This window comes from Microbacterium sp. 2RAF4, assembly GCF_052115285.1.
Classification (GTDB): Bacteria; Actinomycetota; Actinomycetes; order Actinomycetales; family Microbacteriaceae; genus Microbacterium; species Microbacterium oxydans.
Map to the genome: position 1 here is coordinate 382,582 of NZ_JBFRGI010000003.1, position 24,240 is coordinate 406,821.

The window sequence follows — 24,240 nt, forward strand, 5'->3', positions numbered from 1 at the left end:
CGGCGTGTACATCCCCATCGATTTCGCGTGGCTGGAGGCCACGATGCTCACCGCGGTGCGCATCACGGCCTTCATCATGATCGCCCCGCCTTTCTCCTACGGGGCGATCCCGGTACGGGTCAAGGCGATGCTCGCGATCGGGCTCTCCCTCGCCGTCGGCACAGCCGTCGCCCCTGGCTACGAGAACCTCGACACCGGCCCGTTCTTCGGCGCGCTCGTCCTGCAGCTCGTCACGGGCGCCCTGCTGGGGTTCCTGGTCCTGCTGTGTTTCTCGGCGCTCCAGGCCGCGGGCAGCCTGATCGACGTCTTCGGCGGATTCCAGCTCGCGCAGGCGTTCGATCCCCACTCGATGGTTAACGGCGCGCAGTTCACCCGCCTGTTCCACATCACCGCCCTCACGCTGCTCTTCGCCTCGGGCGGGTACCAATTGATCCTGGCCGGGCTCGCCCGCAGCTTCGAGGCCGTGCCCGTCAACGGCATCTTCCAGGTCGCAGGGCCGGCTGAGCTGCTCGTCGACGGAGTGACCCAGCTCGTGCTGGCAGCCGTGCAGATCGCCGGACCGCTCGTGCTCGTGCTGTTCCTCGCCGATGTCGGACTCGGTCTCATCACCCGTGTCGCCCCTGCCCTGAACGCGTTCGCGATGGGCTTTCCGGTGAAGATCCTGTTGACTCTGCTGCTCGCCGGAGCCGTGTACGCCGTGCTCCCCGGCATCGTCGATGCCCTTGCCGCCAACGCCCTGCGAATGATGCAGGGGGTGCACCGATGAGCGGGACCGACAGCGGCGAACGCAGCGAGAAGGCGACGGACAAGCACCTCAGCGAAGCGCGGAAGAAAGGACGCCTGTCGCGCAGCCAGGACCTCACGGCCTGGCTCGGCATCGGCGCGGCGGCCGTCACGATGCCCGCCGCGATCGCGCTCGGCGCGTCGGCGGGGACGGAGCAGTTGCTCACGCTCGACTCGCTGGTCGAGGCACCGACGCCGGAGGCCGCGCTCGCGGCGCTCGGCCGTGGCCTGGCGTCCGTGCTCCCGACGCTCACCGTGATGCTGACGGCCGTCGCGATCGTCACCCTGATCGGCGCGGTCATCCAGGGCGGGGTGCACCTGCGCCCTCTGACGGGCCGCTTCGAGCAGTTCAACCTCGTCAACGGTGTGCGTCGCGTGTTCGGCATGCAGGCTCTCTGGGAGGGCGCCAAGGCCCTCATGAAGACCGCGGCCATCGGCATCGCCCTCTGGTTCGTGATCGCGAGCCTGATGCCCGTGCTGACCGCGAGCGGGGCGCACTCCGTCACCCGACTGCTCGGCACCGCGAGCGAAGGCACGACCGCTCTGCTGCAGACCGCGATCGGCGTGGGGCTCGCCCTCGCCGCGATCGACATGTTCGTGGTGATGCGGCGCAACCGCAAGCACACGCGCATGACCAAGCGCGAGATCCGCGACGAGAGCAAGAACTCCGAGGGCGATCCGCTCATCCGCCAGCAGCGACGTTCACGGCAGCTCGCGGTGAGCCGCAACCGCATGATCGCGGCCGTCGCCGGCTCCGATGTGGTGGTGGTCAATCCGACCCACATCGCGGTGGCACTGCGGTACGAACCCGGCAGGGCCGCCCCCAAGGTGGTCGCGAAGGGCAGCGGTGTGATCGCGGAGCGCATCCGCGACGAGGCCGTGCGCGCCGGCGTGCCACTGGTGCGAGAGATCACCCTCGCCCGGGCTCTGCACGCCGCCTGCGAGCTCGGGCACGAGATCCCCGAAGACCTGTACAACGCCGTGGCACGCGTGCTCGTGTTCGTCGACTCGCTGCGACGCCGCGGAGCCGCCCGCGGCATCCACTCCCTTCCCTACCGGAGGACCGCATGAGACAGCTGCTTCCCAAGCTCGGAGTGCCGATCGGCGTCGTGGGCATCATCATGCTCCTCGTCGTGCCGGTGCCGCCGTTCCTGCTCGACATCCTCATCATCCTGAACATCATGTTCGCGCTCGTGATCCTGCTCACGTCGATGTTCGTGAAGAAGCCGCTCGACTTCTCGGTGTTCCCTTCGCTGCTGCTCGTGGCGACGCTGTTCCGCCTGGGACTCAACGTGGCCTCCACCCGTCTGGTGCTCGGTGAGGCGTATGCGGGGCAGGTGATCGAGGCCTTCGGCGCCATCGCGGTCGGCGGCTCGCTCATCATCGGCGCGGTCGTCTTCCTCATCCTCGTCGTCATCCAGTTCGTCGTCGTCACCAAGGGCGCGGAGCGCGTGGCCGAGGTCGGCGCACGATTCACGCTCGACGCGATGCCCGGCAAGCAGATGGCCATCGACGCCGACCTGAACGCCGGGCTCATCACCGATGCGGAGGCCCGCGAGCGCCGCGCCGAGGTGGCGGCAGAGGCCGACTTCTACGGAGCCATGGACGGTGCGTCCAAGTTCGTGAAGGGCGATGCGATCGCTGGACTCGTCATCATCATCATCAATCTGGTCGGCGGCATCGCGATCGGCATCGTGCAGCACGGGATGACGATCGACGAATCCGTGAGCACGTACAGCCTGCTGACGATCGGCGACGGTCTGGTCACGCAGATCCCCGCCCTGCTGATGGCCGTCTCCACCGGCATGATCGTGACCCGCTCCACGGCGGAGGCGGAGATGGGGACGGCGGCGTCCGCCCAGCTCGGCCAGTCCCGCAACGCTCTGATCATCGCCGGGTGCGCGGCGATCATCATGTCGCTCATCCCGCACATGCCGATGCTCCCGTTCGTCGCGATCGGCGCGACGCTGCTGCTGATCGCGCAGCGGATCAAGGCCACGCAGAAACGTGAAGAGGCAGCAGCGACGCAGAGCCCGTCCATCGTTCCGACCGATCAGCCGGAGGAGCTCATCGAGAAGATGCGTGTGCATCCGCTCGAGATCCTGCTCGCCCCCGACATCGTCGACCTGGTCACCGGGGGTCCAGACGACCTCCTCGCGCGCGTGAAAGCCCTCCGACGCCGCATCGCCCTCGATCTGGGGCTGGTCGCGCCACCGGTGCGCACCCGCGACAGCATCGAGCTGCCGCAGGCCACCTACGTCATCCGGATCGCCGGGGTCGAGACCGGTCGCGGGACGGCACCCGTCGGGTCGGTGCTCGCGCTCGGACAGGGGCTGGACAGCCTTCCCGGCACGGCGACGCTCGACCCGGTCTTCGGCCTCGAGGGCAAGTGGATCCCCATGGAGATGCGCCACAGCGCGGAGTTCGCCGGGGCCACCGTGATCGACCGCGCGAGCGTGATCATCACGCATCTGTCCAGCGTCATCCACGCCCACGCCGCTCGGCTGCTCAGCCGCGAAGACGTGCGCCAGCTCACCGACGCGCTCAAGCAGGTTTCTCCCGCGGCGGTCGAGGAGCTCACACCCGCTCTGCTCTCGCTGGCAGAGGTGCAGCGCGTGCTGCAGGGCCTCCTGGCGGAGCGGGTCCCCATCAACGACCTCAGCCGCATCTACGAGGCCCTCGCGTTGCGGGCCAGGGCGTCCACCGAGCCGGAGGGCCTGATCGAGGCCGCCCGCGCCGCCCTCGGTCCCGCGATCGCCGCCCGCTTCGCCGATGCCGGAACCCTGCGCGTGGTCATGATCAACCCGCTGCTCGAGCAGGCCATGCTCGAGAGCCTGCGCTCGAGCGACGAGGGCAGTCAGATCGTGTTCGACCCGCAGCGCATGGAGACCGTGATCGAGTCCGTGAAACACGCCGTCTCCTCGGTGCGGGAGGGCGGCGAGCCGGTTCTCGTGTGTGCGCCCTCGCTGCGACCGGCCGTGCGGCGGCTCGTCTCCGCGCAGACCGACGGGCTCCCCGTGCTGTCGTACAACGAGGCGACTGCCGCAGCTCTCACGATCGAGACGGTGGGCGTCGTGCACGACATCCCCGCACCGGCGGTCGGCGTCGTCCCCGCAGCACTAGGCTGAACGAATGCTGGTGTTGACGAGGCGGATCGGTGAGAGCGTGCGCATCGACGGCGACATCGAGGTCACGCTGCTCGAGATCAAGGGCGACAGCGTACGCATCGGCGTGAAGGCGCCGCGCGAGACGCGCATCCAGAGGACCGAGATCATCGAGGCCGTCGTCGCAGAGAACGTGTCGGCCGCCGCCGGGACGGACGACGACGCCGAAGGGGCGATCGTCGCTGCCCTCGCGAGAGGACGAGAGACCCGCACACGGTAGTCAGCCCGCCGGCCGCACGCCGCTCAGGTCGTCCGCGTTGGCGCGCTTCCACTGGTCGCCGCCCGCCGCTCTGGCTCTGGCCGCTGCCCGGTCCGCCGCTGCCCGCAGCAGGTCGTAGTCGTAGCCGACGACGGACACGGGCGCCCAGCCGATGCTGGCGGAGGAGCGGATACCGCTCGCGGAGGCGTCCTTCTCGAGCATGGCGATGCGGGTGAGCATGCCGCGCAGGTGATAGCGCACCGCTTCGTCGCTGCCACGGATGATCACGACGGCCCGCCCGTCCTCGATCCGATCGGCGTCCGCCGATGCCGGCAGAGCGTCTTCGATGTCGTCGTGGAAACGATCGACGATGCGGGCGAACGCGGCTCCGGTCGATGCCTCGCGGAGGTCGACCGGATCGTCGAGTCGGATGTCGAGGACCGACCACGGCTGGTCGTTCTGCGCTTCGGCTTTGCGCAGACGTCTGCGGGCGCGATCCGCCCCGTCGGTGCTGCGACCGGCAGCGGCCTTCTCCCCCACGCGCACCAGCAGGACGAGGGTGAAGGCCGCACAGGTGCTCACCACGAGGGTTCCCACGGCGTTCATGCCGCGGAGCGCGCTCAGCTGCTCCTGGGTTCCCGCACCGCCCACGACGAGGGCGGAGGCGGCGCTCACGACCGCCACGACCACGAATCCGCACGAGGCGAGAGCCAGCGGCAGCACGATGTCCCTGGCCACGGGCCGTCCGCGCAGGAGCTCGTACGCGACCATGCCGGCGAATACCCCGCTGACGAGGAAGACGACGTGGAACGTGGGCAGATACCAGGGTGTCCCCGCCGTCGCCACGAGAAGAACGGGGGCGGCCACCAGGAAGGGGATCACCGCCCACCAGGATGCGCGGCGACCGAAGTGCAGCCGCAGGCCGATCCACACCAGCGGCTCGAAGCACAGCATCATCGCGGAGGACGCCGCGCGCAGCATCTGCTCATCTGTCTGCTGCCCGGCGAGCCACAGGTAGGCCCCGAGCATGCCGAGCCCGAACGCTCCGGCCCAGATCACCGTCGCGTGGCTCGGGCGGGCGAGCGTTCCGAGCCCGACGACCAGCGCTGTCAGCACGGTGACGACGGCCACCATGCTGGTGGTGATGTCGACGCTCACCGGAACGAGCGGACTCATGCGTGCTTCTCCTTCACTCGACGATGCGGGAACCGCAGCGTGACCCTGGTTCCGGTCCCGGCCTCGCTGACCACATCGATGGTGCCCTCGTGGGCGGCGACGATCTCCCTGGCTATGCCCATCCCGAGCCCCGTTCCGCCGATGCCGGCGCGCATCGCGCTCTCCGAACGGAAGTAGGGCTCGAACACCCGCGAGAGGTCTTCGGGGGACATCCCGGTTCCGTTGTCGGAGACAGCGAGTTCCGCGTAGCCATCCGGCCCTGTCGAGAGGTCCACGGTGATGATCCCTCCGGCTGGCGTGTATTTGACGGCGTTGCTGAGCAGGTTGTCCAGCACCTGGCGCAGGCGGAAGGCATCACCGGAGACGACGAGGCCGCGCTCCCCCTCCACGGTGAGGGTCTGTCTGCTGCCGGCGATGAGCGGTGAGTACGAAGCGGCGGACGCCTCGACGAGTTCGCGCAGGTCGACAGGGGCGAACGGCTCCGGGGCCGTGTGGCTCGACTGCTCCAGGATGCTCCCGACGAGCTCCTGCATGCGATCGCCCGCGTGCGCGATGATCTCGAGCTGAGCGGGCACCCTGCCAGGGAGATCCTCGCGTTCGCGCAGCAGCTCCACGTGGCCGATGATCGCGGTGAGCGGGTTGCGCAGCTCGTGCGAGACGACCGCCGTGAACGCTCTGCGCTCCTCCTCGGCCTCGAGCTTCGCGGTCACATCATCGATCACGACGAGAGTGATGTCCTCCCCCTCTCCTGCCGTGGCCATCGGCTGTGTGCTCACCTCGAGCGCCTTCCACTGTCCGCCCCCGTCGAACAGCCAGACCCGCTCGGACTGCAGCGCCTCTCCGCGTGCGGCCCTTGCCAGCGTCGTGTGCGTCTGCGGCACGGCGTTGCCACGACGCGCGTCGTACTCGACCGACGCGGAGGGCAGCGCGGCGCCGAAGCGGTCACGCCCGTATAGAGACCTGTACGCGTCGTTCATCTGCAGGATGCGACCGGACGATGTGACGACGACGAGCGCGGCGCCCAGCGCGTCGACGATCTGCGTGACCCGACGCTGGTTGGCCTCGGCACGCTCGGCCGCGCGGTTGACCTGCTCCGACCGTCGTTGGAGAAGTCGCCGCGCCGCACGAGAGCGCTGAGCGCCGATGCGCACCGTGACGCCGAGGAACCCGAGTGTGATGACGAGCGTCAACAGCCGCAGCAGGATGTCCGCCGGGGTGCCGTTCTGATCCGCGAAGACCACCAGGGTGCCGCTGATGAAGGCGATGCCTCCGAGCACCCATGGCAGGGAGAAGTAGGTCGCCAGCCAGACGACGGGGAAGACCCAGAGGAAGCCGAGGCGGATGTCGGGCGCATTCGTGGTGAAGCCGACGGCGAGCGCGTCCAGGAGCGGGATGGCAGCCACCGCGCTGTGCGGGAGCCGATGCCAGGGCACGGCCAGCGTCACCAGAGTGGTCACGACGACGAGGGCGATCCCGGTGACGATGAGAGGGTTGGCGAAGGTCTGGGGCTTGAAGGCGGTGATCATCACCACGATGGCGACGATGCTGCCCATGAACACCAGCTGCCATCGCCAGATCGAGACGGTGCGGATCATGCTTTTCGCCCGCCCTCCGGTCGATCCTCAGCTTTCCCGCAAGATTACTCAAAGATCGGTGCAGCCCGCTCTTCGGGCGGCCTCGCACCCCTAGCATTCTGAGTGGGGCCGAAACTGCGACTGGGGAACAACGCAGACGCCGGGGCCAGGCGAGTGGGGATTCGCAGGCATCCGGGGCCGCGGCTGGGGAGCCGCGGCTCCGCCCCGGTCAGTTCGGTTCGATCGTTGCGGGGGTCAGGCGGTAGCCGACCCCACGCACGGTCTCGACGTAGCGAGGGGCGCTCGTGCTGTCTCCGAGCTTCCGCCGCAGGTTGGCGATGTGCGTCTCGATCGCGCGCTTGTCCGGCTCGCTCACGTGGTCGCTCGATCCGGGGGGAAGACCGCGCAACCCCCGGGCGAGCTCGGCCTTGCTGCATACGCGCTGCTTCGCCTCGAGCAGTGCGGCGAGCAGATCGAACTCGGTCGGGGTGAGGTCTATCCGCCGTTGCCCGATCAGGACCATCCGCGTGTCGAGGTCGAGGCTGAGGTCCCGGTGCACACGCCCACGCCAGGTGAGCACGGTCGCGCCGTCGGCCACGGGATCAGGTTCGACCGGAGCCCGCGGGCTCGATGCGCCGCGGACGTCCGGCTGGCGAGGGCGACGCAGGAGCGCCTCGATGCGGGCACGCAGCTCGCGAGGCCGGAACGGTTTCACCAGATACTCGTCGGCGCCGGAGGTGAGCCCCAGAACCACGTCGGACTCGTCGGAGAGCGCCGAGAGCATGATGATGAAGGTGTCGCTGACCCGACGGATGCGCCGCGCCACCTCGAAGCCGTCGATGCCGGGGAGGTTGATGTCGAGCGTCGTGATCACCGGCTGATGCCGCTCGACGGCCTGGAGGCCATCCATGCCCGATCCGGTGAGGATCGTCTCGAAGCCCGCTGCGAGGAAGACCTCGTCGAGCAGGGAGCGCACACCGGGATCGTCCTCGATGATCACGGCGACCAGAGCGCGGACGTCCCCCGAGCTCACGAGGCGCTCTCGCGCGTGATCGTGACGAAGCGCGGCGCGTCGGCATCCAGCTCAGACGGATCGAGGTCCGCCGCTCCGACGGGCCGTTCCACCTCGATGTCCCACCACGAGTCCGCCAGCTCCTCGGCCATGCCACGCCCCCACTCGACCACCACGACCGACCGCTCGAGGTCGAGATCGAGGTCGTCGAGCTCAGCAGCCGAGCCGAGTCGGTAGGCGTCGACGTGCACCAGTGGTGCTCGGCCGACCAGCGAGGGATGCGTGCGGGCGATCACGAAGGTCGGGCTCTGCACCGGTCCGCGCACCCCCAGCCCCTCGGCGAGACCGCGAGTGAAGGTGGTCTTCCCCGCGCCGAGAGGACCGGTCAGCACCAGCAGATCGCCCGCCTCGAGCTGCTCGCCGATGCGCAGACCCAGCTGCTCCATCTCGTCGGCGGTGGCGATCTCCCGGCGGCCGAGGAAGGCGGGATCCACGCTCACGACGTCCTCCGGGGCACCCGGGGACCGATCCGGGTGACGATCTCGTAGTTGATGGTGTCGGCGGCTTCGGCCCAGTCGGCGGCCGATGGCACCCCGAGGGTGGGGTCACCGAACAGGACCACCTCGTCCCCGATCGAGACGGGGGTGTCCCCGACGTCGACGATGAACTGATCCATCGCGATCCGTCCGACGTTCAGGAACCGGCGCCCGCCGATCGAGACCGGAAGCTTCCCCGAGGCGTTGCGGGGCACCCCGTCGGCGTAGCCGAGAGGAACGAGCACCAACGTGGTGTCGCGGTCGGTGCGATGGTCGTAGCCATAGGAGACCCCGGTCCCGGCGGGCACGCGACGGACGGCGGCGATCGCGCCCCGGAGGGTCATGGCCGGCCGCAGCCCGAGCTCCGCGGAGCTGCGGTCGTCGAAGGGCGAGAGGCCGTAGAGTCCCACGCCGATGCGGACGGCATCGAGGCGCATCTCGGGCAGATCTATGGCTGCTGCCGTGGCGGCGATGTGACGGATCTCGGGGTGGATGCCGAACGACGCAGCGGTGGCGACCCCCTCCTCGAACTTCGCGAGCGCCGCTCTGTCGTCGTCCACGGAGGTGTTGGAGAGATGGCTGAACAGTCCCACGATGCGCAGGCGCCCGATGCGCTCCAGCCGCGCCGCCTCCGCCAGCACACGTCCCCAGTCCGCCGGGGCGATGCCGTTGCGCGACAGCCCGGTCTCGAGCTTCAGGTGCACGCCCACCGGTCGGTCGACGGCGGCTGCAGCGCCGGCTGCCTCGAGCTGATCGAACGACGAGATCCCGACTTCGATGTCCTGTGCCGCGGCGTGCTCGAATCTCTCCCCCGGCGCGTGCAGCCACGCCATGATCGGCGCGTGCACGCCCTGTCTGCGCAGCTCGAGTGCCTCGGGGATCTCGGCGACGCCGATCCGCGTGGCACCGGCCGAGAGCGCGGCCACCGCTGCCGAAGCCGCACCATGACCGTAGGCGTTGGCTTTCACGATGGCGATCACCTCGACGCCGGTGAGGCGCCGGAAGTGCCGCACGTTGTCGGCGATGGCATCGAGATCGATGGTCGCTTCTCGGAACGGGACGGTCACAGCGGTGCTCCTTCGGCGACGACGAACGCCGCGGCGAGGCCGGCGTCATGGGTGAGAGTCAGATGCAGCGTGAGGATGCCCCGTTCCTCCACGACGGCAGCCGTCGATCCGGAGAGCACGAAATGCGGGCGGCCGGAGGGTTCCGAGGCGATCTCGATCTCGGTCCAGTGCACACCGTCGGATCCGCCCAGTGCTTTGATCAACGCCTCTTTGGCGGCATAGCGCGCGGCGAGGGAAGCCAGGCGGAGCGTGCGCTCCGACGGAGCGAAGAGGCGCTCGCGCAGTCGCGGCGTCCGTTCCATCGTCCGTTCGAACCGCGGGATGTCCACGAGGTCGATGCCGGTTCCGATGATCACCCGTTCAGCCTACCGAGCCTGATTCCGGTCCGAATCGCCCAAATGGCTCCGTTTCCGCTGGAAACGAAGCCATTTCGCACGATGTGGAGGGCGGGTCTACTCGACCGTCACCGACTTCGCGAGGTTGCGCGGCTGGTCGACGTCGAGGCCCTTCGCCGTGGCCAGGGCCATCGCGAAGATCTGCAGCGGCACGACGGCGAGCAGGGGCTCGAACATCGGGCCGGCGAGCGGAATGCGGATGACCTCATCGGCGAACGGCAGGACTGCCGCGTCGCCCTCCTCGGCGATCACGATCACCCTGGCACCGCGGGCGCGGATCTCCTGGATGTTCGAGACGACCTTGGAGTGCACGAGCGCCGAGTGGCGCGGGGAGGGCACCAGGACGAACACCGGCTGCCCCGGCTCGATCAAGGCGATCGGACCGTGCTTGAGCTCGCCGGCGGCGAAGCCCTCCGCGTGGATGTAGGAGATCTCCTTGAGCTTGAGCGCACCCTCGAGGGCGATGGGGTACCCCACGTGACGGCCGAGGAAGAGCACCGAGCGCGTGTCCGCCATCCACCCGGCGAGCTGCGTCACGTGCTCGTGCTCGCTGTCGAGGACCTTGGCGATCTTCTCGGGGAGCGCGGCGAGTTCTGCCGCGTCGAGCGAAGCGTCGGCCACGGCACCGCGGACCCGGCCCATGTGCAGCCCCAGCAGCAGCAGCGCGGTGATCTGTGCCGAGAACGCCTTGGTCGAGGCCACGGCGACCTCGGGTCCGGCGTGCGTGTAGACCACCGCATCCGACTCGCGCGGGATGGTGGCGCCCTGCGTGTTGCAGATCGACAGCGTGCGGGCACCGCGTTCGCGGGCGTACTTCACAGCCATCAGGGTGTCCATCGTCTCCCCCGACTGGCTGATCGACACGACCAGGGTGTCGGCGCCGATCACGGGGTCGCGGTAGCGGAACTCGTGTGCGAGCTCGACGTCGACCGCCACGCGCGCCCACTGCTCGATCGCGTACTTGCCCACCAGCGCCGCGTAGGACGCCGTGCCGCAGGCGGTGATGATGACCCGGTTGATGCCGACGAAGAGCTCGTCGAGCCCGTCGAGCTCCGGGATCACGACCTGACCGTCCTGGATGCGGCCGCGGAGGGTGTTCGCCACCGCCTCGGGCTGCTCAGCGACCTCCTTGGCCATGAAACTCGACCATCCGCCCTTCTCGGCGGCGGCCGCGTCCCACGACACGTCGAAGGGCTCCGGCTCGACGGGCGTGCCGGCGAAGTCGGTGACCGTCACGGAGTCCGGGGTGATCGAGACGATCTGGTCCTGACCGATCGCGAGCGCCTTGCGGGTGTGCTCGACGAAGGCGGCCACGTCGGATCCGAGGTAGTTCTCGCCCTCGCCGAGCCCGATCACGAGTGGAGAGTTGCGACGGGCGCCGACGACGAGGCCCGGGTGGTCCTGGTGCATCGCCAGCAGGGTGAAGGCCCCTTCCAGGCGCTTCACGATGCTGCGGAAGGCCAGCTGCAGGTCGCCGCCGTTTCCGGCGTACTCCCGCCCGAGCAGGGCTGCGGCGACCTCGGTGTCGGTCTCGCTGCGGAACACCACGCCGTCGGCGAGGAGCTCGTCCCGCAAGGCCGAGAAGTTCTCGATGATGCCGTTGTGGATGACCGCGAGCTTGTCGTCATCGGCCAGGTGCGGGTGCGCGTTGCCATCGGTCGGACCACCGTGCGTCGCCCAACGGGTGTGCCCGATGCCGGTCGAGCCGTCGGGGAGCGGGGCATCCGCGAGCGAGTCGCGCAGCATGGCGAGCTTGCCTGCCTTCTTGCGCATCCCGAGCGCGCCGTCGCCATCGATGACCGCGACGCCCGCAGAGTCGTATCCGCGGTACTCCAGGCGTGCGAGGCCTGCGAGAAGGATGTCCTGGCTGGGGCGCGGGCCCACGTATCCGACGATTCCACACATGGGATCAAGAGTAAGGCGCGTTTTTTGCGAGTCGTCCGTACAATCGGGCGCGGTCGGCCGCCTCAGAGTTTGCGCAGGAGCACGCTCTCCACGTCGTGATCCGCGCCCTTGCGCAGCACGAGCCGCGCACGGTGCCGGGTGGGCATCACGTTCTCGACGAGGTTCGGCATGTTGATCTCGTTCCAATATCCCAGTGCAGTGGTGATCGCCTCCTCGTCGGTGAGGTGCGCGAACACGTTGAAGTACGACGAGGGGTTGCTGAACGCGGCCTGACGAAGCGCGAGGAAGCGATCGACGTACCACTTCTCGATGTGCGAGGTGTCGGCGTCGACGAAGATCGAGAAGTCGAACAGGTCGCTCACGGCCACGTCGTTCGGAGCGGGCGGCGGCTGCAGCACGTTCAGGCCCTCGACGATGACGACATCGGGGCGGCGCACCACCACGTTCGCATCCGGGACGATGTCGTAGCGCATGTGTGAGTAGAAGGGAGCGCGCACCTCGGCGGCACCGCTCTTGACCTCGGTCAGGAACTCGATCAGGGCGCGACGGTCATAGGACTCGGGGAAACCCTTGCGGTCCATGATGCCCCGGCGCTCGAGCTCCGCGTTCGGGTAGAGGAACCCGTCGGTCGTCACCAGCTCCACCCTCGGGGTCCCCGGCCAACGGCTCATGAGTTCGCGCAGCAATCGCGCGATGGTCGACTTGCCCACAGCGACAGAACCGGCGACACCCACGACGAACGGGGTGGTCGTGTCGTCCTCCTGGAGGAACGACGAGGTGGCGGCGCCCAGTCGCTTCGTCGACGTCGCATACAGGCTGAGCAGTCGGCTCAGCGGCAGATACACCTCGCGCACCTCGGTGAGCGAGAGGCGATCGCCGATGCCGCGCAGCTCGACGACCTCGGTCTCCGTGAGCGGCTGGTCGAGTCCGGCGGCGAGGCGCGCCCACTCCGCACGCCCGATCTCCCGATACGGAGACAGCGGCAGCGTGGGGTCGGCGGTGGTCACGGGGTCCATCGTATCGGCGCGCTCACGGGGCGATGTCCGCGGGAGAGTATTCTCATCCCGTGCGCCTGGGAGTCCTCGACATCGGATCCAACACCGTCCACATGCTCGCCGCCGACGTCCGCCCCGGTGGACGTCCGCTCGCGACGACGAGCGACCGGACGGTGCTGCGCCTCATGCGCTACCTCACCCCCGACGGGTCCATCGCGGAGGAGGGCGTCGTCGCGCTCGAGGCCGCGGTCACGCAGGCCCGAAGGGTCGCGGAGAGCGAGCGCGTGGATGCCCTGCTCGCCACCGCGACGAGTGCCGTGCGCGATGCCCGCAACGGCGCCGATGTCATCGCGCGCATCGAAGCAGCCCTTGGTCAGAGGCTCCAGGTGCTCGACGGCGAGACCGAGGCGGAGCTGACCTTCCTCGCGGTTCGACGGTGGTTCGGCTGGTCGGCGGGTCAGCTCCTGCTGCTCGACATCGGCGGCGGCTCGCTGGAGATCGCGGCAGGGGCCGAGGAGCTGCCGGACGCTGCGGTCTCGGTCCCCTTGGGCGCGGGGCGCATGACCGTGCAGTTCCTGCCGAACGATCCACCGGGCGAGGCGGACGTGGAACGACTGCGCGCACATGCCACGGCGACGCTCGCAGAGGTGCTGCCGAGGTTCGTCACCCTCCCCCGCCCCGATCACGTGGTGGGGTCGTCCAAGGCCATCCGCTCCTTGGCCCGACTGGTCGGATACCCGGCCCAGGGATGGTCGGGGAGCGAACGGATGCTGCTCCCCCGTGCCGCGCTCGGATCGTGGATCCCCCGGCTCGCACGCCTGCCCGCATCCGCCAGACAGGAGCTGCCCGGCATCACGCCGGATCGGACGTTCCAGATCGTGGCCGCGGCCGTATCTCTGCATGCGGCGATGACCGCCCTCGACGTCGAAGAGCTCGAAGTCTCGCCGTGGGCGCTGCGCGAAGGCGTGCTGCTGCGCTACATCGAGCAGTTGAGCTGGAGCGACTCCCCCCGCTGAACGGTGCATGACGTGGGATGAACATCCTCTGTTGCCTGCCCGGTCTGCGCCGGTATCCTCTGACCAAGCGAGCACCCGCCCGCCCGCAACGGTGGAGGACGGGAGGTGATCGCTCGGGCGTGGTGGCCAGCTGGTCGACGCCGTCGCGTGGTCATCGGCGTCGGGGGGTGCTGAGTGGGTTCTGGAGATGAGAGCACGATCGACTCGGCGGAGCTGAGCGCGCATGGCGTGCACGCGGTGGATGAACGCGTCCCCCTCCTGGCGACGAAGCGGACGCCGGGGCCGGTGACCCTCTTGTCCCTGCATGGCGGCACCACGGAGCTCGCCATCGACACCACCACGACTCACCCCGACCACGCGGTCTTCGCCTTCGTCGACGCCGCAGGGCTCTCGGCGAAGGAGCAGAACGGTCCCTGGACGCCCGTCGAGAGCGGACTCGTGGTGGCCCCTCCCGGAGTCGCGGAGCGCGTGCGGTGCGTCGGCACGTGGCACATCACCGCCGCCTATGTCCCCCGCACCGCACTCGGGACCTTCGTCGCGGCGCTCCCCTCCTCGACATGGGTCCTCGAGGAGCGACGCCCGCTCGATCGGGCGATGCAGGCGTTCATCGAGCAGGTGCTGGCCGTCGATGACGAGACGACCGCGATCGAACGATATGCCATGGAGCACCTGATCGTGGAGATGAGCGGTGCGGTGCTGCTCGACCGCGTCGACGCCGTATCCGGACCGCGCTCAGCTCACGCCGCCCTGCGCGACCGAGCGGTCGCCCTGATCGCCCAGCAGTGCGGCGACCCAGGACTGAACCCCGCGCGGGTCGCGCGCGAGGTGCAGACCTCTCTCCGCCAGCTCCAGCTCGTCTTCGCGGAGGTCGAGAACACGGTCGCCGGCGAGATCAGACACCGACGGACGCGCCTGGCGCGGACGCTGCTCACCGACAGCCGATACGACGACCTGAGCGTCGAGCAGATCTCGCAGCGCTCGGGTTTCGCCTCTCCGATCAGCCTTCGCCGCGCCATCGAAGAGGACTACGGTGCCACGCCTCGCGCATTGCGCACCCATCGCGACGCCGCTCGACACGGTGGGGAACGCGAAACGGTCGACCGCTGAGATCAGCGGTCGACCGTGTTCGGTCGCGAGTCAGAGCGACAGACGTTCCTGCACGACCTCGGCGAGGCGTCCGGCGTAGGCATGGACGGATTCCGCATCGGAGGCTTCCACCATCACGCGCACCAACGGCTCGGTCCCGGACTTGCGCAGCAGCACCCTTCCGGAATCGCCGAGCTCCGACTCGATGTCGCGCACAGCCTGCTGCACGACCTCGTCCTCGGAGACGCGGTCCTTGTCGACGTCGCGCACGTTGATGAGCACCTGCGGGTAGACCGTCATCACCGACGCGAGCTCGGCGATCGACTTCCCCTGCCGTGCCATCTCGGCGACCAGGTGCAGGCCGGTGAGGATCCCGTCGCCCGTGGTGGCGAACTCGCTCATGATCACGTGACCGGACTGCTCACCGCCGAGCGCGTAGCCGCCCTCGTTCATGTCTTCGAGCACGTAGCGGTCGCCGACGGCGGTCTGCCGTACCGTGATGCCGTGCTCGCGCATGGCGACGTGCAGACCGAGGTTGCTCATCACCGTCGCGACGAGGGTGTCGTCGGTGAGGTGCCCGCGCTCCTTCATGGACACCGCGAGGATGGCCATGATCTGGTCGCCGTCGATGTGATTACCCTCGGCGTCGACGGCGAGGCAGCGATCGGCGTCGCCGTCGTGGGCGATCCCGATGTCGGCTCCGAGTCGCACGACGGCCTCGGCGAGATTGTCGAGATGGGTCGAGCCGACGCCGTCGTTGATGTTCCAGCCGTCAGGGTCGGCCCCGATGACGGTGACCTCGGCGCCTGCATCGCGGAACGTCTCGGGAGAGACTCCTGAGGCGGCACCGTGGGCGCAGTCGAGCACCACGTGGATACCGTCCAGACGGTTCGGGAGCGACCCGAGAAGGTGCATGACGTAGCGGTCCTCCGCGTCGGAGAACCGATCGATGCGTCCCACACCGGCGCCTGTCGGGCGCAGCATCTCGCCGGACATGGCCTCTTCGATGCGCCGCTCGACCTCGTCGGGGAGCTTGCGGCCCCCGCGGGCGAAGATCTTGATCCCGTTGTCGGGGGCGGCGTTGTGCGATGCGGAGATCATCACACCGAAGTCGGCGTCACGGTCGGCGACGAGGAAGGCGAGCGCGGGTGTCGGGATGACCCCCGCCTCGAGCACGTCCACTCCTGAGGAGGCGAGACCGGCGGCGACGGACGCCGCGATGAAGTGCCCGGAGACCCTGGGGTCGCGGGCCACCACTGCGGTCAGCCGCTTGCCTTCGGCCTTGCGAGCCTCCGCAGTACGGCCCTGGCCCAGGACGACAGCAGTCGCCTGGGCCAGGGTGAGCGCCAGGTCGGCGGTGAGGATGCCATTGGCGAGTCCTCGCACACCGTCCGTGCCAAAGATCGGCATCGGAGCAGTTGACCTTAACGCTTCGAGTACTGAGGCGCCTTACGGGCCTTCTTGAGTCCAGCCTTCTTGCGCTCCTTGACGCGAGCGTCGCGCGAGAGGAAGCCGGCCTTCTTCAGGGTCGGGCGGTTGTTCTCCTCGTCAATGCCGTTCAGCGAGCGGGCGATGCCGAGGCGAAGCGCACCGGCCTGGCCCGAGGGGCCTCCGCCGGAGATGCGCGCGATGACGTCGTATGCACCGGCGAGGTTCAGCACGGTGAACGGGTCGTTGATCAGCTGCTGGTGCAGCTTGTTCGGGAAGTAGTCCTCGATCGTGCGGCCGTTGACCGTGATCGTGCCCGAGCCGGGGACGATGCGCACGCGGGCGATGGCCTGCTTGCGACGGCCGACAGCGGCACCCGGGACGCTGAGGACGGGGCGGGGAGCCGCCTCGACCGCGTCGGTCTCGGGAGTCGACGTCGAGAAGTTCTGGGGGGTTTCGGTGGTGTCCTGGATGTCAGCCACGAGTATGTCCTTAAGTCTTACGGCGCTTACTGGGCGACCTGGTCGAGGGTGTACGGCGTCGGCTGCTGCGCGGCGTGCGGGTGCTCGGCACCGACGTACACCTTGAGCTTGGACAGCTGCTGGCGGCCGATGCTGTTCTTGGGGAGCATGCCACGGATGGCCTTCTCGACAGCGCGGACCGGGTTCTTCTCGAGGAGCTCGGCGTAGGTGACCGACTTCAGGCCGCCCGGGTAACCCGAGTGGCGGTAGGCCATCTTCTTCTGGAGCTTCTGACCGGTGAGCGCGACCTTCTCCGCGTTCACGATGATGACGAAGTCACCCGAGTCGATGTGGTTGGCGAAGGTCGGCTTGTGCTTGCCACGCAGGAGCGTAGCGGCGTGCGAAGCCAGACGGCCGAGAACGACGTCGGTGGCGTCGATGACGACCCAATCGCGCTGGACTTCGCCAGCCTTGGGAGTGTAAGTGCGCGTCACGATAGTGCTGCTTTCTTGTGTCGAACGGAGAAGTTCGTGAATCCCACTCCGGGGTGGTTCTTCCCGACAGGGAGGAACACGCCAGTGGAGGGCTCACGTTCGGACGATGCGCTTTCTCCGCGGACGGGAAAGGCACCAAAGGGAAATCATACGGCACCGGTGCTGTATGCCCAAACCGCGGCTCAGTCGGGCTTGACCGTGACGAGGATCGGGCGGTGATCGCTCGCCCCCTGCGGCAGGGTCGTGATGCGCTCGATCTCGAAGCCCGTCGACGTGGCGAAGTCGTAGTGCCCCCGGAACACCCGGTAGCGCGTGTACGTGTGGTCGTCGCTGAGGGAGAGCGCGTAACCGTGGTCGCGCACGGCCTGACCGAGGTTCTCCTTGAAGATCGGATAGTTGTAGTCACCGACCATCAGCTGGGGCAGGCCCTCCCCGAGCGCGGCGAGCTCGGTGAGCGCGGCGCGGATCTGGTGACGGCGCAGCGAGTTCAACGCGGTCAGCGGAGCGGCGTGGAAAGAGGCGACGATGAAGTCCTGGCCGTCATCGATGTCGCGCAGTCGCGCACCCAGCACGCGTTCGTGTGCGGGCTTCGCGATCCGGTCGTGCAGGGATTTCTTGAGGCCGAGCATGCGGATCGCCTGCAGATGGAACGTGCTCGCGCGGTAGAAGAGGGCGAGTCCGAGACGGTTGCCCTGGGTGGCGTCGGCGAGCACGAGGTCGCCGATCTGCGTCGGCAGCGCGGGGACATCGCACTCCTGCAGGCAGAGGATGTCGGGATCGTGCTCGCGCACCAGAGTCACGAGCTCACCCGCGGCTCGATGCTTCTGGAGGTTGTACGAGATGACCTTCATGACCGTTCCACGCTACTCCGGCCCGCTGTGCATCGGCTCCGGGTTGCATGCCGTGACTCCTCTGCGGTAGTGGGCCGCATGCCCGCTGCTCGCGGCGCTCCATCGTCGCGGGCGGGCCACCGCGGTGCGCGTCAGTCCCGGTCTCGACGCGCGCGCGTCTGGACCGCTCGCGACGACAGCAGCTCGTCGGCGGGGTACCCGACCTCGGTGAGGATCAATCCCCGCGCGGCCAGCACCTTGAACTCGCTGGTGCGGGTGAGCGCATCGCGCAGCACCACGAGGTCGTCGACGCCGAGGCGCCCCTCCCCCACGGCGACGCAGGCCCCGACGAGTGCGCGCACCATGCTGTGGCAGAACGCGTCGGCCTTGACCTCCGCGACGAGCACGCCGTCGGCATCGCGCTCCCAGCGGTAGTCGAGCAGTGTGCGGATCGTCGTCGCCTCCTCACGAGGCTTGCAGTACGCCGCGAAGTCATGCAGTCCGATCAGCGTCCGCGCCGCGGCATCCATCGCGCGCTCGTCGAGGCGGCCGCGGACGAGGGTCGTGTCATGGCGCCGCAGCGGGTCGTACCCGGTCCCGCCGTCAGCGAGACGATAGCGATAGCGACGCCAGACGGCGGAGAAACGAGCGTCGAACCCCTCGGGGGCGATCGACGACCGCGTGACGGTCACATCCGAATACGCACCGAGCACACCCCGCATGCGGCCGGCGATGGTCTCGGCGGGCTCCGACGGCGCCCGCCCCTGCCTTGCTTCGATGCGCGACCACTGCTTCTCGTCGAGGTCGACGTGCGCGACCTGGCCGCTCGCGTGCACGCCCGCATCCGTGCGACCTGCCACCACGAACTGCACGTCCGAGCCCACGATGCGCGCGAGGGCGGCTTCCAGCGTGCCCTGCACCGTGCGCAGAGTCGGCTGCTTCGCCCACCCTCGGAAATGGGTGCCGTCGTAGGCGATGTCGAGCCGGATGCGCACGCAGCAAGCCTAGGACACCAAGACAGCCGGCCGTCGGACGCCCTTCACCGTTCGACCAGGATGCCGTCCTGATCGCTGTAGAGATGCGCCCCCGGCCGGAACACCACACCCTCGATCACCAGCGCGACATCGGTCTCACCGGCTCCGAGCTTCGCACTCTTGCGCGGATTCGTGCCCAGAGCCTTGACTCCCAGCTCGAGGGCATCGATGGCGACGCTGTCGCGGATGGCGCCGTTGATCACGACGCCGGCCCAGCCGTTCGCCACGGCGGACGCCGCGATCAGGTCGCCCATCAGCGCCGTCCCCAGCGATCCAGCTCCGTCGACGACCAGAACCGCACCTGCGCCGGGAGTCGCCAGCACCGCCTTCACCAGTGCGTTGTCCTCGAAGCAGCGCACGGTGCGGATCGGTCCGTCGAACGCCGACCGCCGACCGAAGGAACGCAGCTGCAGCGAGAGCGACTGGATCTCCTCCCCGAGCTCGTCGTAGAGGTCCGCCGTCGCGACCGTCATCCTCAGATGCCTCCGTCGATCGACCGGATGGTCACGGCAGGCTCGTCCGGGACCATCACCTCGGTGTCGCGGTTCAGGCTTTCGCCGCGGAAGAAGCGCTTCGAGCGGGGGAAGAGGTACCAGACGAACATCAGCACCAGACCGAACGCCAACGAGCCGACGCCGATCACGAACGTGCCGCCGATACCGAACAGGACCGTGTAGCCGTAGTCGACATCCCACATGTCGATGGCCGACTGGATGAACGCCCACGCGAGCATGAGCCCGCCCAGCAGCGGGAACAGTCCCTTGAAGAAGAAGTCGCGGGCCGACGAGGTGAGGTCCTTGCGGAAGTACCAGACGCATGCGAAGCCGGTGATGGCGTAGTAGAACGCGATCGCGAGCCCGAGGGACAGGATCGAGTCCTGCAGGATGTTGTCGCTTATCAGCGTCATCCCGACGTAGTAGACCGAGGCGACCACACCCATGACGATGGTCGAGAACGACGGAGTCTTGTAGGTCGGGTGCACCTCCTTGAACTTGGCGGGCAGGGCGCGGTAGACACCCATGGCCAGCGTTCCCCGGGCGGTCGGCAGGATCGTGGTCTGGGTCGACGAGATGGCCGAGATGATCACGGACACCACCAGCACCCAGCCGAACGGACCGAGCAACCCGTCCTTGATCGCGAGGAAGAAATCGTCGGCGTTCGCCTCGTTGCCCAGGCCCGTGCCGTCCTCGCCGAGTCCGGCGTACATCATGGCGGCGATGGTCACCGCGACGTAGGTGAACAGCAGGATCACCGTGGTCAGAAGCGCGGCGCGACCGGGAATGCGCTTCGGATCCTTCGTCTCCTCGTTGAGAGCGAGGCAGGTATCCCAGCCCCAGTAGATGAACAGCGCCAGGAGGATCGCCTCGGTGAATCCGGACCAGTCGGTGAACGCGAACGGGTTCATCCACTCCCAGTCGAAAGGCGTCGCGTTCGGAGCCGTGCCGTCGAAGAACTGCCACAGCGCGGCGACGATGAAGATCGCCAGCGCCAGGTACTGGATCGCGAGAAGGATGTTCTGGATGCGCTCGCCGATCTCGACGCCGCGCCAGCTGACCCAGGTCATCGCCGCGATGAAGAGCACGGCGACGACGACGACGCGCCAGTCGTTGTTCTCCAGGTCCTGACCGATCAGCGACCAGAAGTAGACCGAGGCGATCTGCGCGAGGTTGGCGAGCACGACCATTCCGGCGACGGCGACTCCCCACCCGCCCATCCAGCCCACCCAGGGACCGAACGCCTTGGTTCCCCAGGTGAAGGTCGTTCCGCAGTCGGGGACGGCGTTGTTGAGCTCGCGGTACGCGAAGGCGATCAGGAGCATCGGGACGAAGGCGATGATGAACGCGATCGGAGCCTGTGCCCCCACCGCGAGCACCACGAAGCCGAGCGTCGCCACGAGCGAGTAGACCGGTGCTGTCGAGGCGAGACCGATCACGGTCGATCCCCAGAGTCCCAGAGTGCCGGCGGCCAGACCCTTGCCGTCGGGTCGTTCCAGATGAATCGGCGTCGTTGCTGCCATGTCAGAACAGTAGAGCCACAACGGTTCTCGCGTCAACGGCTTTCTCAGACAGCATGAATCCGAAGCAAAGAAGTCCCGCTCACGACGGAATCCGCAGAATCAGCCTCTTTCGAGCATGCCGTCGGCGTGATCAGCCACCCACTCCATCAGCGGCAGCATGCGCTCCATCAGGTCACGCCCCAGCGGGGTCAGGCTGTACTCCACGTGCGGAGGGACGGTCGGGAGGGATTCCCGGTGCACCAGGCCGTCATCGGCGAGCGTCCGCAGCGTCGAGGCCAGCATCTTCTCACTGATGCCGTCGACCTCCCGACGGAGGGCGCCCCAGCGGTGGGTGCCGTCGGACAGGCAGGAGAGCACGAGCACTCCCCACTTGCTCATGATGTGATCCAGGACCACACGCGTGCCGCAATTCTGGTCGAACACGAACGGAGTCGATTCCTTTATCTGCGCGAAACTAACCGTCATGTGGGTAGCTTACCTTAAAGTGGGTACCATCAGATCGGAATGCCGAACGCCCGATCGCGGGTTGTCGTGGGTGTCACTTACGAAAGGACCCTCATGACCATTCTCGTCACCGGTGCGACCGGCAACCTCGGCCGCCTCATCATCGCCAGCCTGCTCGAGCGCGGCGCCGACCCCCAGTCGATCGTGGCAGGCGCCCGCGACACCGCCAAGGCGGCCAACCTCGGCGTGCGCGTCGCGCACCTCGACTACACCGACCCCGCATCGATCGCGTCCGCGCTCGATGGCGTCGACACGGTCATCCTGGTGTCCGGCTCCGAGGTGGGTCAGCGGGTTCCGCAGCACCGGGCCGTGATCGACGCCGCGAAGGCGGCGGGCGTCTCCAAGTTCGTCTACACGAGCGCTCCGAAGGCCACGACGAGCGACCTGATCCTGGCCCCCGAGCACAAGGCGACGGAAGAGCTCATCGCCGCGGCCGAGTTGCCCGCCGTGATCCTGCGCAACAACTGGTACACCGAGAACTATGTCGCGGACCTCGCCCGCGCCGCGGAGACGGGTGTGCTCGCCGCGGGCACAGGAGAAGGGCGGGTGGCTTCCGCGAGCCGCAAGGACTTCGCCGAGGCCGCAGCCGTCGTCGCGCTCGAGGACGGTCACGTCGGCGAGGTCTACGAGCTCGGCGGCGACGTCGCCTGGGACTACAACGATCTCGCAGCCGCAATCGCCGAGGTCACGGGACGCGAAGTCGCCTTCGTCGCGCTCGACCATGACGACCAGGTCGCCGCGCTCCGCGAGGCCGGCCTCGACGAGGGGACGGCCGGATTCGTCGCCGCCCTCGACGCCGGCATCAAGGACGGTGCTCTCGCCGATACGGACGGAACGCTCGCTCGCCTCATCGGGCGCCCCACGACGCCGCTCGTGGAAGGACTCCGCGCCGCCTCCGCCTGATCGGCCCCGCAAGACCGAGTGCCGTCGTCCCCCCGGACGGCGGCACTCGGTGGTTTCCGTGCCTCAGGAGGTCGCAGGCACCTGAGGGCGTTCGGCCGCCTGCACATGTGCGACCGTGAGGGTGATGCTCTCGCGCCGCACACCTCGAGCAGCGAGCAGCGCGGCGACGGCCCCGTGCCCGGCGTGGAGGATGTCGCCCGATCGCGCCGTTGACTCCACCCCGAGTGTCGCCTCGACCACCACTCCGCCATCGGCGACGATCACCGAGACCATGGGCTCATCGTCCTTGCGTGCACCGATGGCCTCAGCGCCCACTCGCAGCAGTTGGGAGATCAGAGACCCCGATCGGTAGATGCTGCGCACCCCCGGGGTCGATCGCAGGGTCGACTCGATCGCCGCAGCGAGCTCCTCGCGCTCCTCCACCCGCATCACGTCTCCCGCACTCACGACGACACCTCTCTGATGTCTCGGATCGCGATGTCGATCGCGACCACGTTCAATTCGGTGTGCGCGCGAAGGCGACGATCCACTTCGGCGCGAAGCTCGTCTGCCACCTTCGGGATCGACTGTCCATGCAGCGCACTCGCATCGATCCCGACGCGGATCGGAGCCCCGGGCCGGGTCACATCGCCCTCCAGCCTGCAACGGCCGATGAGGAGTCCGGGAACGGCGTCCTCCGAGGCGCGGACGAGACCGCGGACAGCCCCCTCGGTGATGGCGAGATCCGCCCGCGGATCCGGCGATTCGAAGGGGATGCGGCGCCCCGCCCGTGCGTCCATAGCGATGCCGCTCAGGATGCGGTCGACCCAGCTGTCATCGACCTCGGGTTCGGCTGCGGTTTCCGCGGCGAGGAGCTCCGCACCGAGCCCACGCAGACGCTCGAGCGCGTCCAAGGCAAGTTGGCATCCGGGCGACTCGTCGATGGAGCGGTCGGCCGGTCGCCTTCCGGCGTCGAGGTAGTCGGTGAGCTCGTCCAGCGTGTGCCCGTCGAGGTCGGTGGGTTCGAGTCCGAGTCTGCGGATTTCAGGCGCGTCTCTGTCGTCGGTCATCGCCACTCCTCCATCCGTACGATCATGTATTTTCTGGCGCGGGCCAGCAGGCCGCGCGCCGTGGAGATCGGGATGTCCAGCTGCTCCGAGATCTCCTCATAGGTGTAGCCGCCGATCTCGCGAAGCACCCAGCACTCGCGTTGGGCGTCGGGCAGTTCCCGCAGAGCGGCACCGAGGGCCGCGACACCGGCGCGAGCCTCGACGACCGCGGACGGTGCGGCATGGAGCGGTGCCGGACGATCGATCGAGTCGATGTCGACGGACGGCCGGATCGCACGTATGCGGTCGACTGCCTTCCGACTGACGATCCGCATCAACCAGCTCTTGACCTTCGCCGGATCCTCGAGCTCACCGAACCTCTGCCACGCGACGACGAAGGACTCCTGCACGATGTCGTCGACATCCGCGGAGGCGTTCAGCATCCGCTGCGTGTACGCACGCATCATCGGCGTGTACCTGCGCACCAGGACGGCGAACGCCTCCACGTCCCCATCCATCGCGCGTCCGGCGACGATGCCGTCATCTGCATCCTCGAGCGCTGTCCGAAAGCGTTCCTTCTCCATCTACCCCACCCCTCGATCCGATCCCCGGAGGAATTCGGAACAGATGCCC

26 protein-coding genes are annotated in these 24,240 nt (G+C 68.4%); 7 read left to right on the forward strand and 19 right to left on the reverse strand.

Annotated elements, in window-relative coordinates; translation table 11 throughout:
* Positions 1–4 precede the first annotated feature (4 nt).
* The 4 genes from AB4070_RS15335 to csrA are packed head-to-tail and all read left to right on the forward strand — an operon-like array spanning position 5 to position 4,167.
* Complete coding sequence (locus tag AB4070_RS15335) at positions 5–766, forward strand: flagellar biosynthetic protein FliR (RefSeq protein ID WP_441980851.1); 762 nt, start codon at positions 5–7, stop codon at positions 764–766.
* On the forward strand, positions 763–1,854 hold the full coding sequence (locus tag AB4070_RS15340; RefSeq protein ID WP_441980852.1) for an EscU/YscU/HrcU family type III secretion system export apparatus switch protein: 1,092 nt from the start codon (positions 763–765) through the stop codon (positions 1,852–1,854). Before AB4070_RS15335 ends, AB4070_RS15340 begins: the two co-directional genes overlap by 4 nt.
* The gene (locus tag AB4070_RS15345; RefSeq protein ID WP_441980853.1) at positions 1,851–3,911 is read left to right on the forward strand and encodes a flagellar biosynthesis protein FlhA; all 2,061 of its coding nucleotides are present in this window, start codon (positions 1,851–1,853) and stop codon (positions 3,909–3,911) included. The genes AB4070_RS15340 and AB4070_RS15345 overlap by 4 nt, the downstream gene beginning before the upstream one ends.
* Before the next feature lie 4 nt (positions 3,912–3,915).
* The gene (csrA, locus tag AB4070_RS15350) at positions 3,916–4,167 is read left to right on the forward strand and encodes a carbon storage regulator CsrA (RefSeq protein WP_441980854.1); all 252 of its coding nucleotides are present in this window, start codon (positions 3,916–3,918) and stop codon (positions 4,165–4,167) included.
* Here the strand turns inward: csrA and AB4070_RS15355 are convergent, their stop codons facing one another.
* From AB4070_RS15355 to coaA, 8 genes are all read right to left on the reverse strand, one after another.
* Entirely contained in the window at positions 4,168–5,322 is a 1,155-nt protein-coding gene (locus tag AB4070_RS15355) for a hypothetical protein (protein ID WP_441980855.1), read from the reverse strand.
* A complete protein-coding gene (locus tag AB4070_RS15360) occupies positions 5,319–6,917 on the reverse strand; it encodes a sensor histidine kinase (RefSeq protein WP_441980856.1) in 1,599 nt (532 codons plus the stop codon). The genes AB4070_RS15355 and AB4070_RS15360 overlap by 4 nt, the downstream gene beginning before the upstream one ends.
* Positions 6,918–7,125: 208 nt before the next feature.
* Complete coding sequence (locus AB4070_RS15365; RefSeq protein ID WP_441980857.1) at positions 7,126–7,929, reverse strand: response regulator transcription factor; 804 nt, start codon at positions 7,927–7,929, stop codon at positions 7,126–7,128.
* The gene (tsaE, locus tag AB4070_RS15370) at positions 7,926–8,408 is read right to left on the reverse strand and encodes a tRNA (adenosine(37)-N6)-threonylcarbamoyltransferase complex ATPase subunit type 1 TsaE (protein ID WP_441980858.1); all 483 of its coding nucleotides are present in this window, start codon (positions 8,406–8,408) and stop codon (positions 7,926–7,928) included. Before tsaE ends, AB4070_RS15365 begins: the two co-directional genes overlap by 4 nt.
* Positions 8,405–9,511, reverse strand: coding sequence for an alanine racemase (gene alr, locus AB4070_RS15375; protein WP_441980859.1), 1,107 nt, complete (start codon positions 9,509–9,511; stop codon positions 8,405–8,407). Before alr ends, tsaE begins: the two co-directional genes overlap by 4 nt.
* A complete protein-coding gene (locus AB4070_RS15380) occupies positions 9,508–9,867 on the reverse strand; it encodes a holo-ACP synthase (RefSeq protein WP_441980860.1) in 360 nt (119 codons plus the stop codon). Before AB4070_RS15380 ends, alr begins: the two co-directional genes overlap by 4 nt.
* Positions 9,868–9,963: 96 nt before the next feature.
* On the reverse strand, positions 9,964–11,811 hold the full coding sequence (gene glmS / locus AB4070_RS15385; protein ID WP_441980861.1) for a glutamine--fructose-6-phosphate transaminase (isomerizing): 1,848 nt from the start codon (positions 11,809–11,811) through the stop codon (positions 9,964–9,966).
* A gap of 62 nt (positions 11,812–11,873) precedes the next feature.
* On the reverse strand, positions 11,874–12,827 hold the full coding sequence (gene coaA / locus AB4070_RS15390; RefSeq protein WP_046747367.1) for a type I pantothenate kinase: 954 nt from the start codon (positions 12,825–12,827) through the stop codon (positions 11,874–11,876).
* Positions 12,828–12,877: 50 nt separating this feature from the next.
* On the opposite strand from coaA, the gene AB4070_RS15395 reads away from it, so the two are divergent.
* Both AB4070_RS15395 and AB4070_RS15400 read left to right on the forward strand, forming a co-directional pair.
* Positions 12,878–13,822 carry a Ppx/GppA phosphatase family protein gene (locus tag AB4070_RS15395; RefSeq protein ID WP_441980862.1) on the forward strand — a complete coding sequence of 315 codons (945 nt, stop codon included), beginning with the start codon at positions 12,878–12,880 and terminating at the stop codon, positions 13,820–13,822.
* A 174-nt stretch (positions 13,823–13,996) separates the two neighbouring features.
* Complete coding sequence (locus AB4070_RS15400; protein WP_441980863.1) at positions 13,997–14,929, forward strand: helix-turn-helix domain-containing protein; 933 nt, start codon at positions 13,997–13,999, stop codon at positions 14,927–14,929.
* 30 nt (positions 14,930–14,959) lie between these two features.
* Here AB4070_RS15400 and glmM read toward each other — a convergent pair whose 3' ends face one another.
* From glmM to AB4070_RS15440, 8 genes are all read right to left on the reverse strand, one after another.
* Positions 14,960–16,318 carry a phosphoglucosamine mutase gene (gene glmM, locus AB4070_RS15405; protein WP_441980864.1) on the reverse strand — a complete coding sequence of 453 codons (1,359 nt, stop codon included), beginning with the start codon at positions 16,316–16,318 and terminating at the stop codon, positions 14,960–14,962.
* A 14-nt stretch (positions 16,319–16,332) separates the two neighbouring features.
* Positions 16,333–16,818 carry a 30S ribosomal protein S9 gene (gene rpsI / locus AB4070_RS15410; RefSeq protein WP_045263679.1) on the reverse strand — a complete coding sequence of 162 codons (486 nt, stop codon included), beginning with the start codon at positions 16,816–16,818 and terminating at the stop codon, positions 16,333–16,335.
* Positions 16,819–16,844: 26 nt separating this feature from the next.
* Positions 16,845–17,291, reverse strand: a complete 447-nt coding sequence (gene rplM, locus AB4070_RS15415) for a 50S ribosomal protein L13 (RefSeq protein WP_017828209.1) — start codon at positions 17,289–17,291, stop codon at positions 16,845–16,847.
* Positions 17,292–17,473: 182 nt separating this feature from the next.
* Complete coding sequence (locus AB4070_RS15420; RefSeq protein ID WP_441980865.1) at positions 17,474–18,142, reverse strand: endonuclease/exonuclease/phosphatase family protein; 669 nt, start codon at positions 18,140–18,142, stop codon at positions 17,474–17,476.
* Between the two features lie 131 nt (positions 18,143–18,273).
* A complete protein-coding gene (truA, locus tag AB4070_RS15425) occupies positions 18,274–19,116 on the reverse strand; it encodes a tRNA pseudouridine(38-40) synthase TruA (protein ID WP_441980866.1) in 843 nt (280 codons plus the stop codon).
* A gap of 44 nt (positions 19,117–19,160) precedes the next feature.
* Positions 19,161–19,628 carry a ribonuclease E activity regulator RraA gene (gene rraA / locus AB4070_RS15430; protein WP_441980867.1) on the reverse strand — a complete coding sequence of 156 codons (468 nt, stop codon included), beginning with the start codon at positions 19,626–19,628 and terminating at the stop codon, positions 19,161–19,163.
* 2 nt (positions 19,629–19,630) lie between these two features.
* Complete coding sequence (locus AB4070_RS15435; RefSeq protein WP_441980868.1) at positions 19,631–21,172, reverse strand: APC family permease; 1,542 nt, start codon at positions 21,170–21,172, stop codon at positions 19,631–19,633.
* 99 nt (positions 21,173–21,271) lie between these two features.
* Positions 21,272–21,637, reverse strand: coding sequence for a winged helix-turn-helix transcriptional regulator (locus AB4070_RS15440; RefSeq protein ID WP_045263673.1), 366 nt, complete (start codon positions 21,635–21,637; stop codon positions 21,272–21,274).
* A gap of 93 nt (positions 21,638–21,730) precedes the next feature.
* Here AB4070_RS15440 and AB4070_RS15445 point away from each other — a divergent pair, with 93 nt between their 5' ends.
* The gene (locus AB4070_RS15445; protein WP_441980869.1) at positions 21,731–22,579 is read left to right on the forward strand and encodes an SDR family oxidoreductase; all 849 of its coding nucleotides are present in this window, start codon (positions 21,731–21,733) and stop codon (positions 22,577–22,579) included.
* A gap of 63 nt (positions 22,580–22,642) precedes the next feature.
* Here the strand turns inward: AB4070_RS15445 and AB4070_RS15450 are convergent, their stop codons facing one another.
* The 3 genes from AB4070_RS15450 to AB4070_RS15460 are packed head-to-tail and all read right to left on the reverse strand — an operon-like array spanning position 22,643 to position 24,191.
* Positions 22,643–23,026 carry a hypothetical protein gene (locus AB4070_RS15450; RefSeq protein ID WP_441980870.1) on the reverse strand — a complete coding sequence of 128 codons (384 nt, stop codon included), beginning with the start codon at positions 23,024–23,026 and terminating at the stop codon, positions 22,643–22,645.
* A complete protein-coding gene (locus AB4070_RS15455) occupies positions 23,023–23,628 on the reverse strand; it encodes a hypothetical protein (RefSeq protein WP_441980871.1) in 606 nt (201 codons plus the stop codon). The genes AB4070_RS15450 and AB4070_RS15455 overlap by 4 nt, the downstream gene beginning before the upstream one ends.
* The gene (locus AB4070_RS15460; protein WP_441980872.1) at positions 23,625–24,191 is read right to left on the reverse strand and encodes an RNA polymerase sigma factor; all 567 of its coding nucleotides are present in this window, start codon (positions 24,189–24,191) and stop codon (positions 23,625–23,627) included. Before AB4070_RS15460 ends, AB4070_RS15455 begins: the two co-directional genes overlap by 4 nt.
* Positions 24,192–24,240 lie beyond the last annotated feature (49 nt).

What these genes read in the sequence shown, in the direction of transcription:
- AB4070_RS15340 (WP_441980852.1), top strand. Translation starts at nt 763, where the DNA reads ATGAGCGGGACCGACAGCGGCGAACGCAGCGAGAAGGCGACGGACAAG.
- AB4070_RS15345 (WP_441980853.1), top strand. Translation starts at nt 1,851, where the DNA reads ATGAGACAGCTGCTTCCCAAGCTCGGAGTGCCGATCGGCGTCGTGGGC.
- csrA (WP_441980854.1), top strand. Translation starts at nt 3,916, where the DNA reads ATGCTGGTGTTGACGAGGCGGATCGGTGAGAGCGTGCGCATCGACGGC.
- AB4070_RS15355 (WP_441980855.1), bottom strand. Translation starts at nt 5,322, where the DNA reads ATGAGTCCGCTCGTTCCGGTGAGCGTCGACATCACCACCAGCATGGTG.
- AB4070_RS15360 (WP_441980856.1), bottom strand. Translation starts at nt 6,917, where the DNA reads ATGATCCGCACCGTCTCGATCTGGCGATGGCAGCTGGTGTTCATGGGC.
- glmS (WP_441980861.1), bottom strand. Translation starts at nt 11,811, where the DNA reads ATGTGTGGAATCGTCGGATACGTGGGCCCGCGCCCCAGCCAGGACATC.
- coaA (WP_046747367.1), bottom strand. Translation starts at nt 12,827, where the DNA reads ATGGACCCCGTGACCACCGCCGACCCCACGCTGCCGCTGTCTCCGTAT.
- glmM (WP_441980864.1), bottom strand. Translation starts at nt 16,318, where the DNA reads ATGCCGATCTTTGGCACGGACGGTGTGCGAGGACTCGCCAATGGCATC.
- AB4070_RS15420 (WP_441980865.1), bottom strand. Translation starts at nt 18,142, where the DNA reads ATGAAGGTCATCTCGTACAACCTCCAGAAGCATCGAGCCGCGGGTGAG.
- rraA (WP_441980867.1), bottom strand. Translation starts at nt 19,628, where the DNA reads ATGACGGTCGCGACGGCGGACCTCTACGACGAGCTCGGGGAGGAGATC.
- AB4070_RS15435 (WP_441980868.1), bottom strand. Translation starts at nt 21,172, where the DNA reads ATGGCAGCAACGACGCCGATTCATCTGGAACGACCCGACGGCAAGGGT.
- AB4070_RS15440 (WP_045263673.1), bottom strand. Translation starts at nt 21,637, where the DNA reads ATGACGGTTAGTTTCGCGCAGATAAAGGAATCGACTCCGTTCGTGTTC.
- AB4070_RS15445 (WP_441980869.1), top strand. Translation starts at nt 21,731, where the DNA reads ATGACCATTCTCGTCACCGGTGCGACCGGCAACCTCGGCCGCCTCATC.
- AB4070_RS15455 (WP_441980871.1), bottom strand. Translation starts at nt 23,628, where the DNA reads ATGACCGACGACAGAGACGCGCCTGAAATCCGCAGACTCGGACTCGAA.
- AB4070_RS15460 (WP_441980872.1), bottom strand. Translation starts at nt 24,191, where the DNA reads ATGGAGAAGGAACGCTTTCGGACAGCGCTCGAGGATGCAGATGACGGC.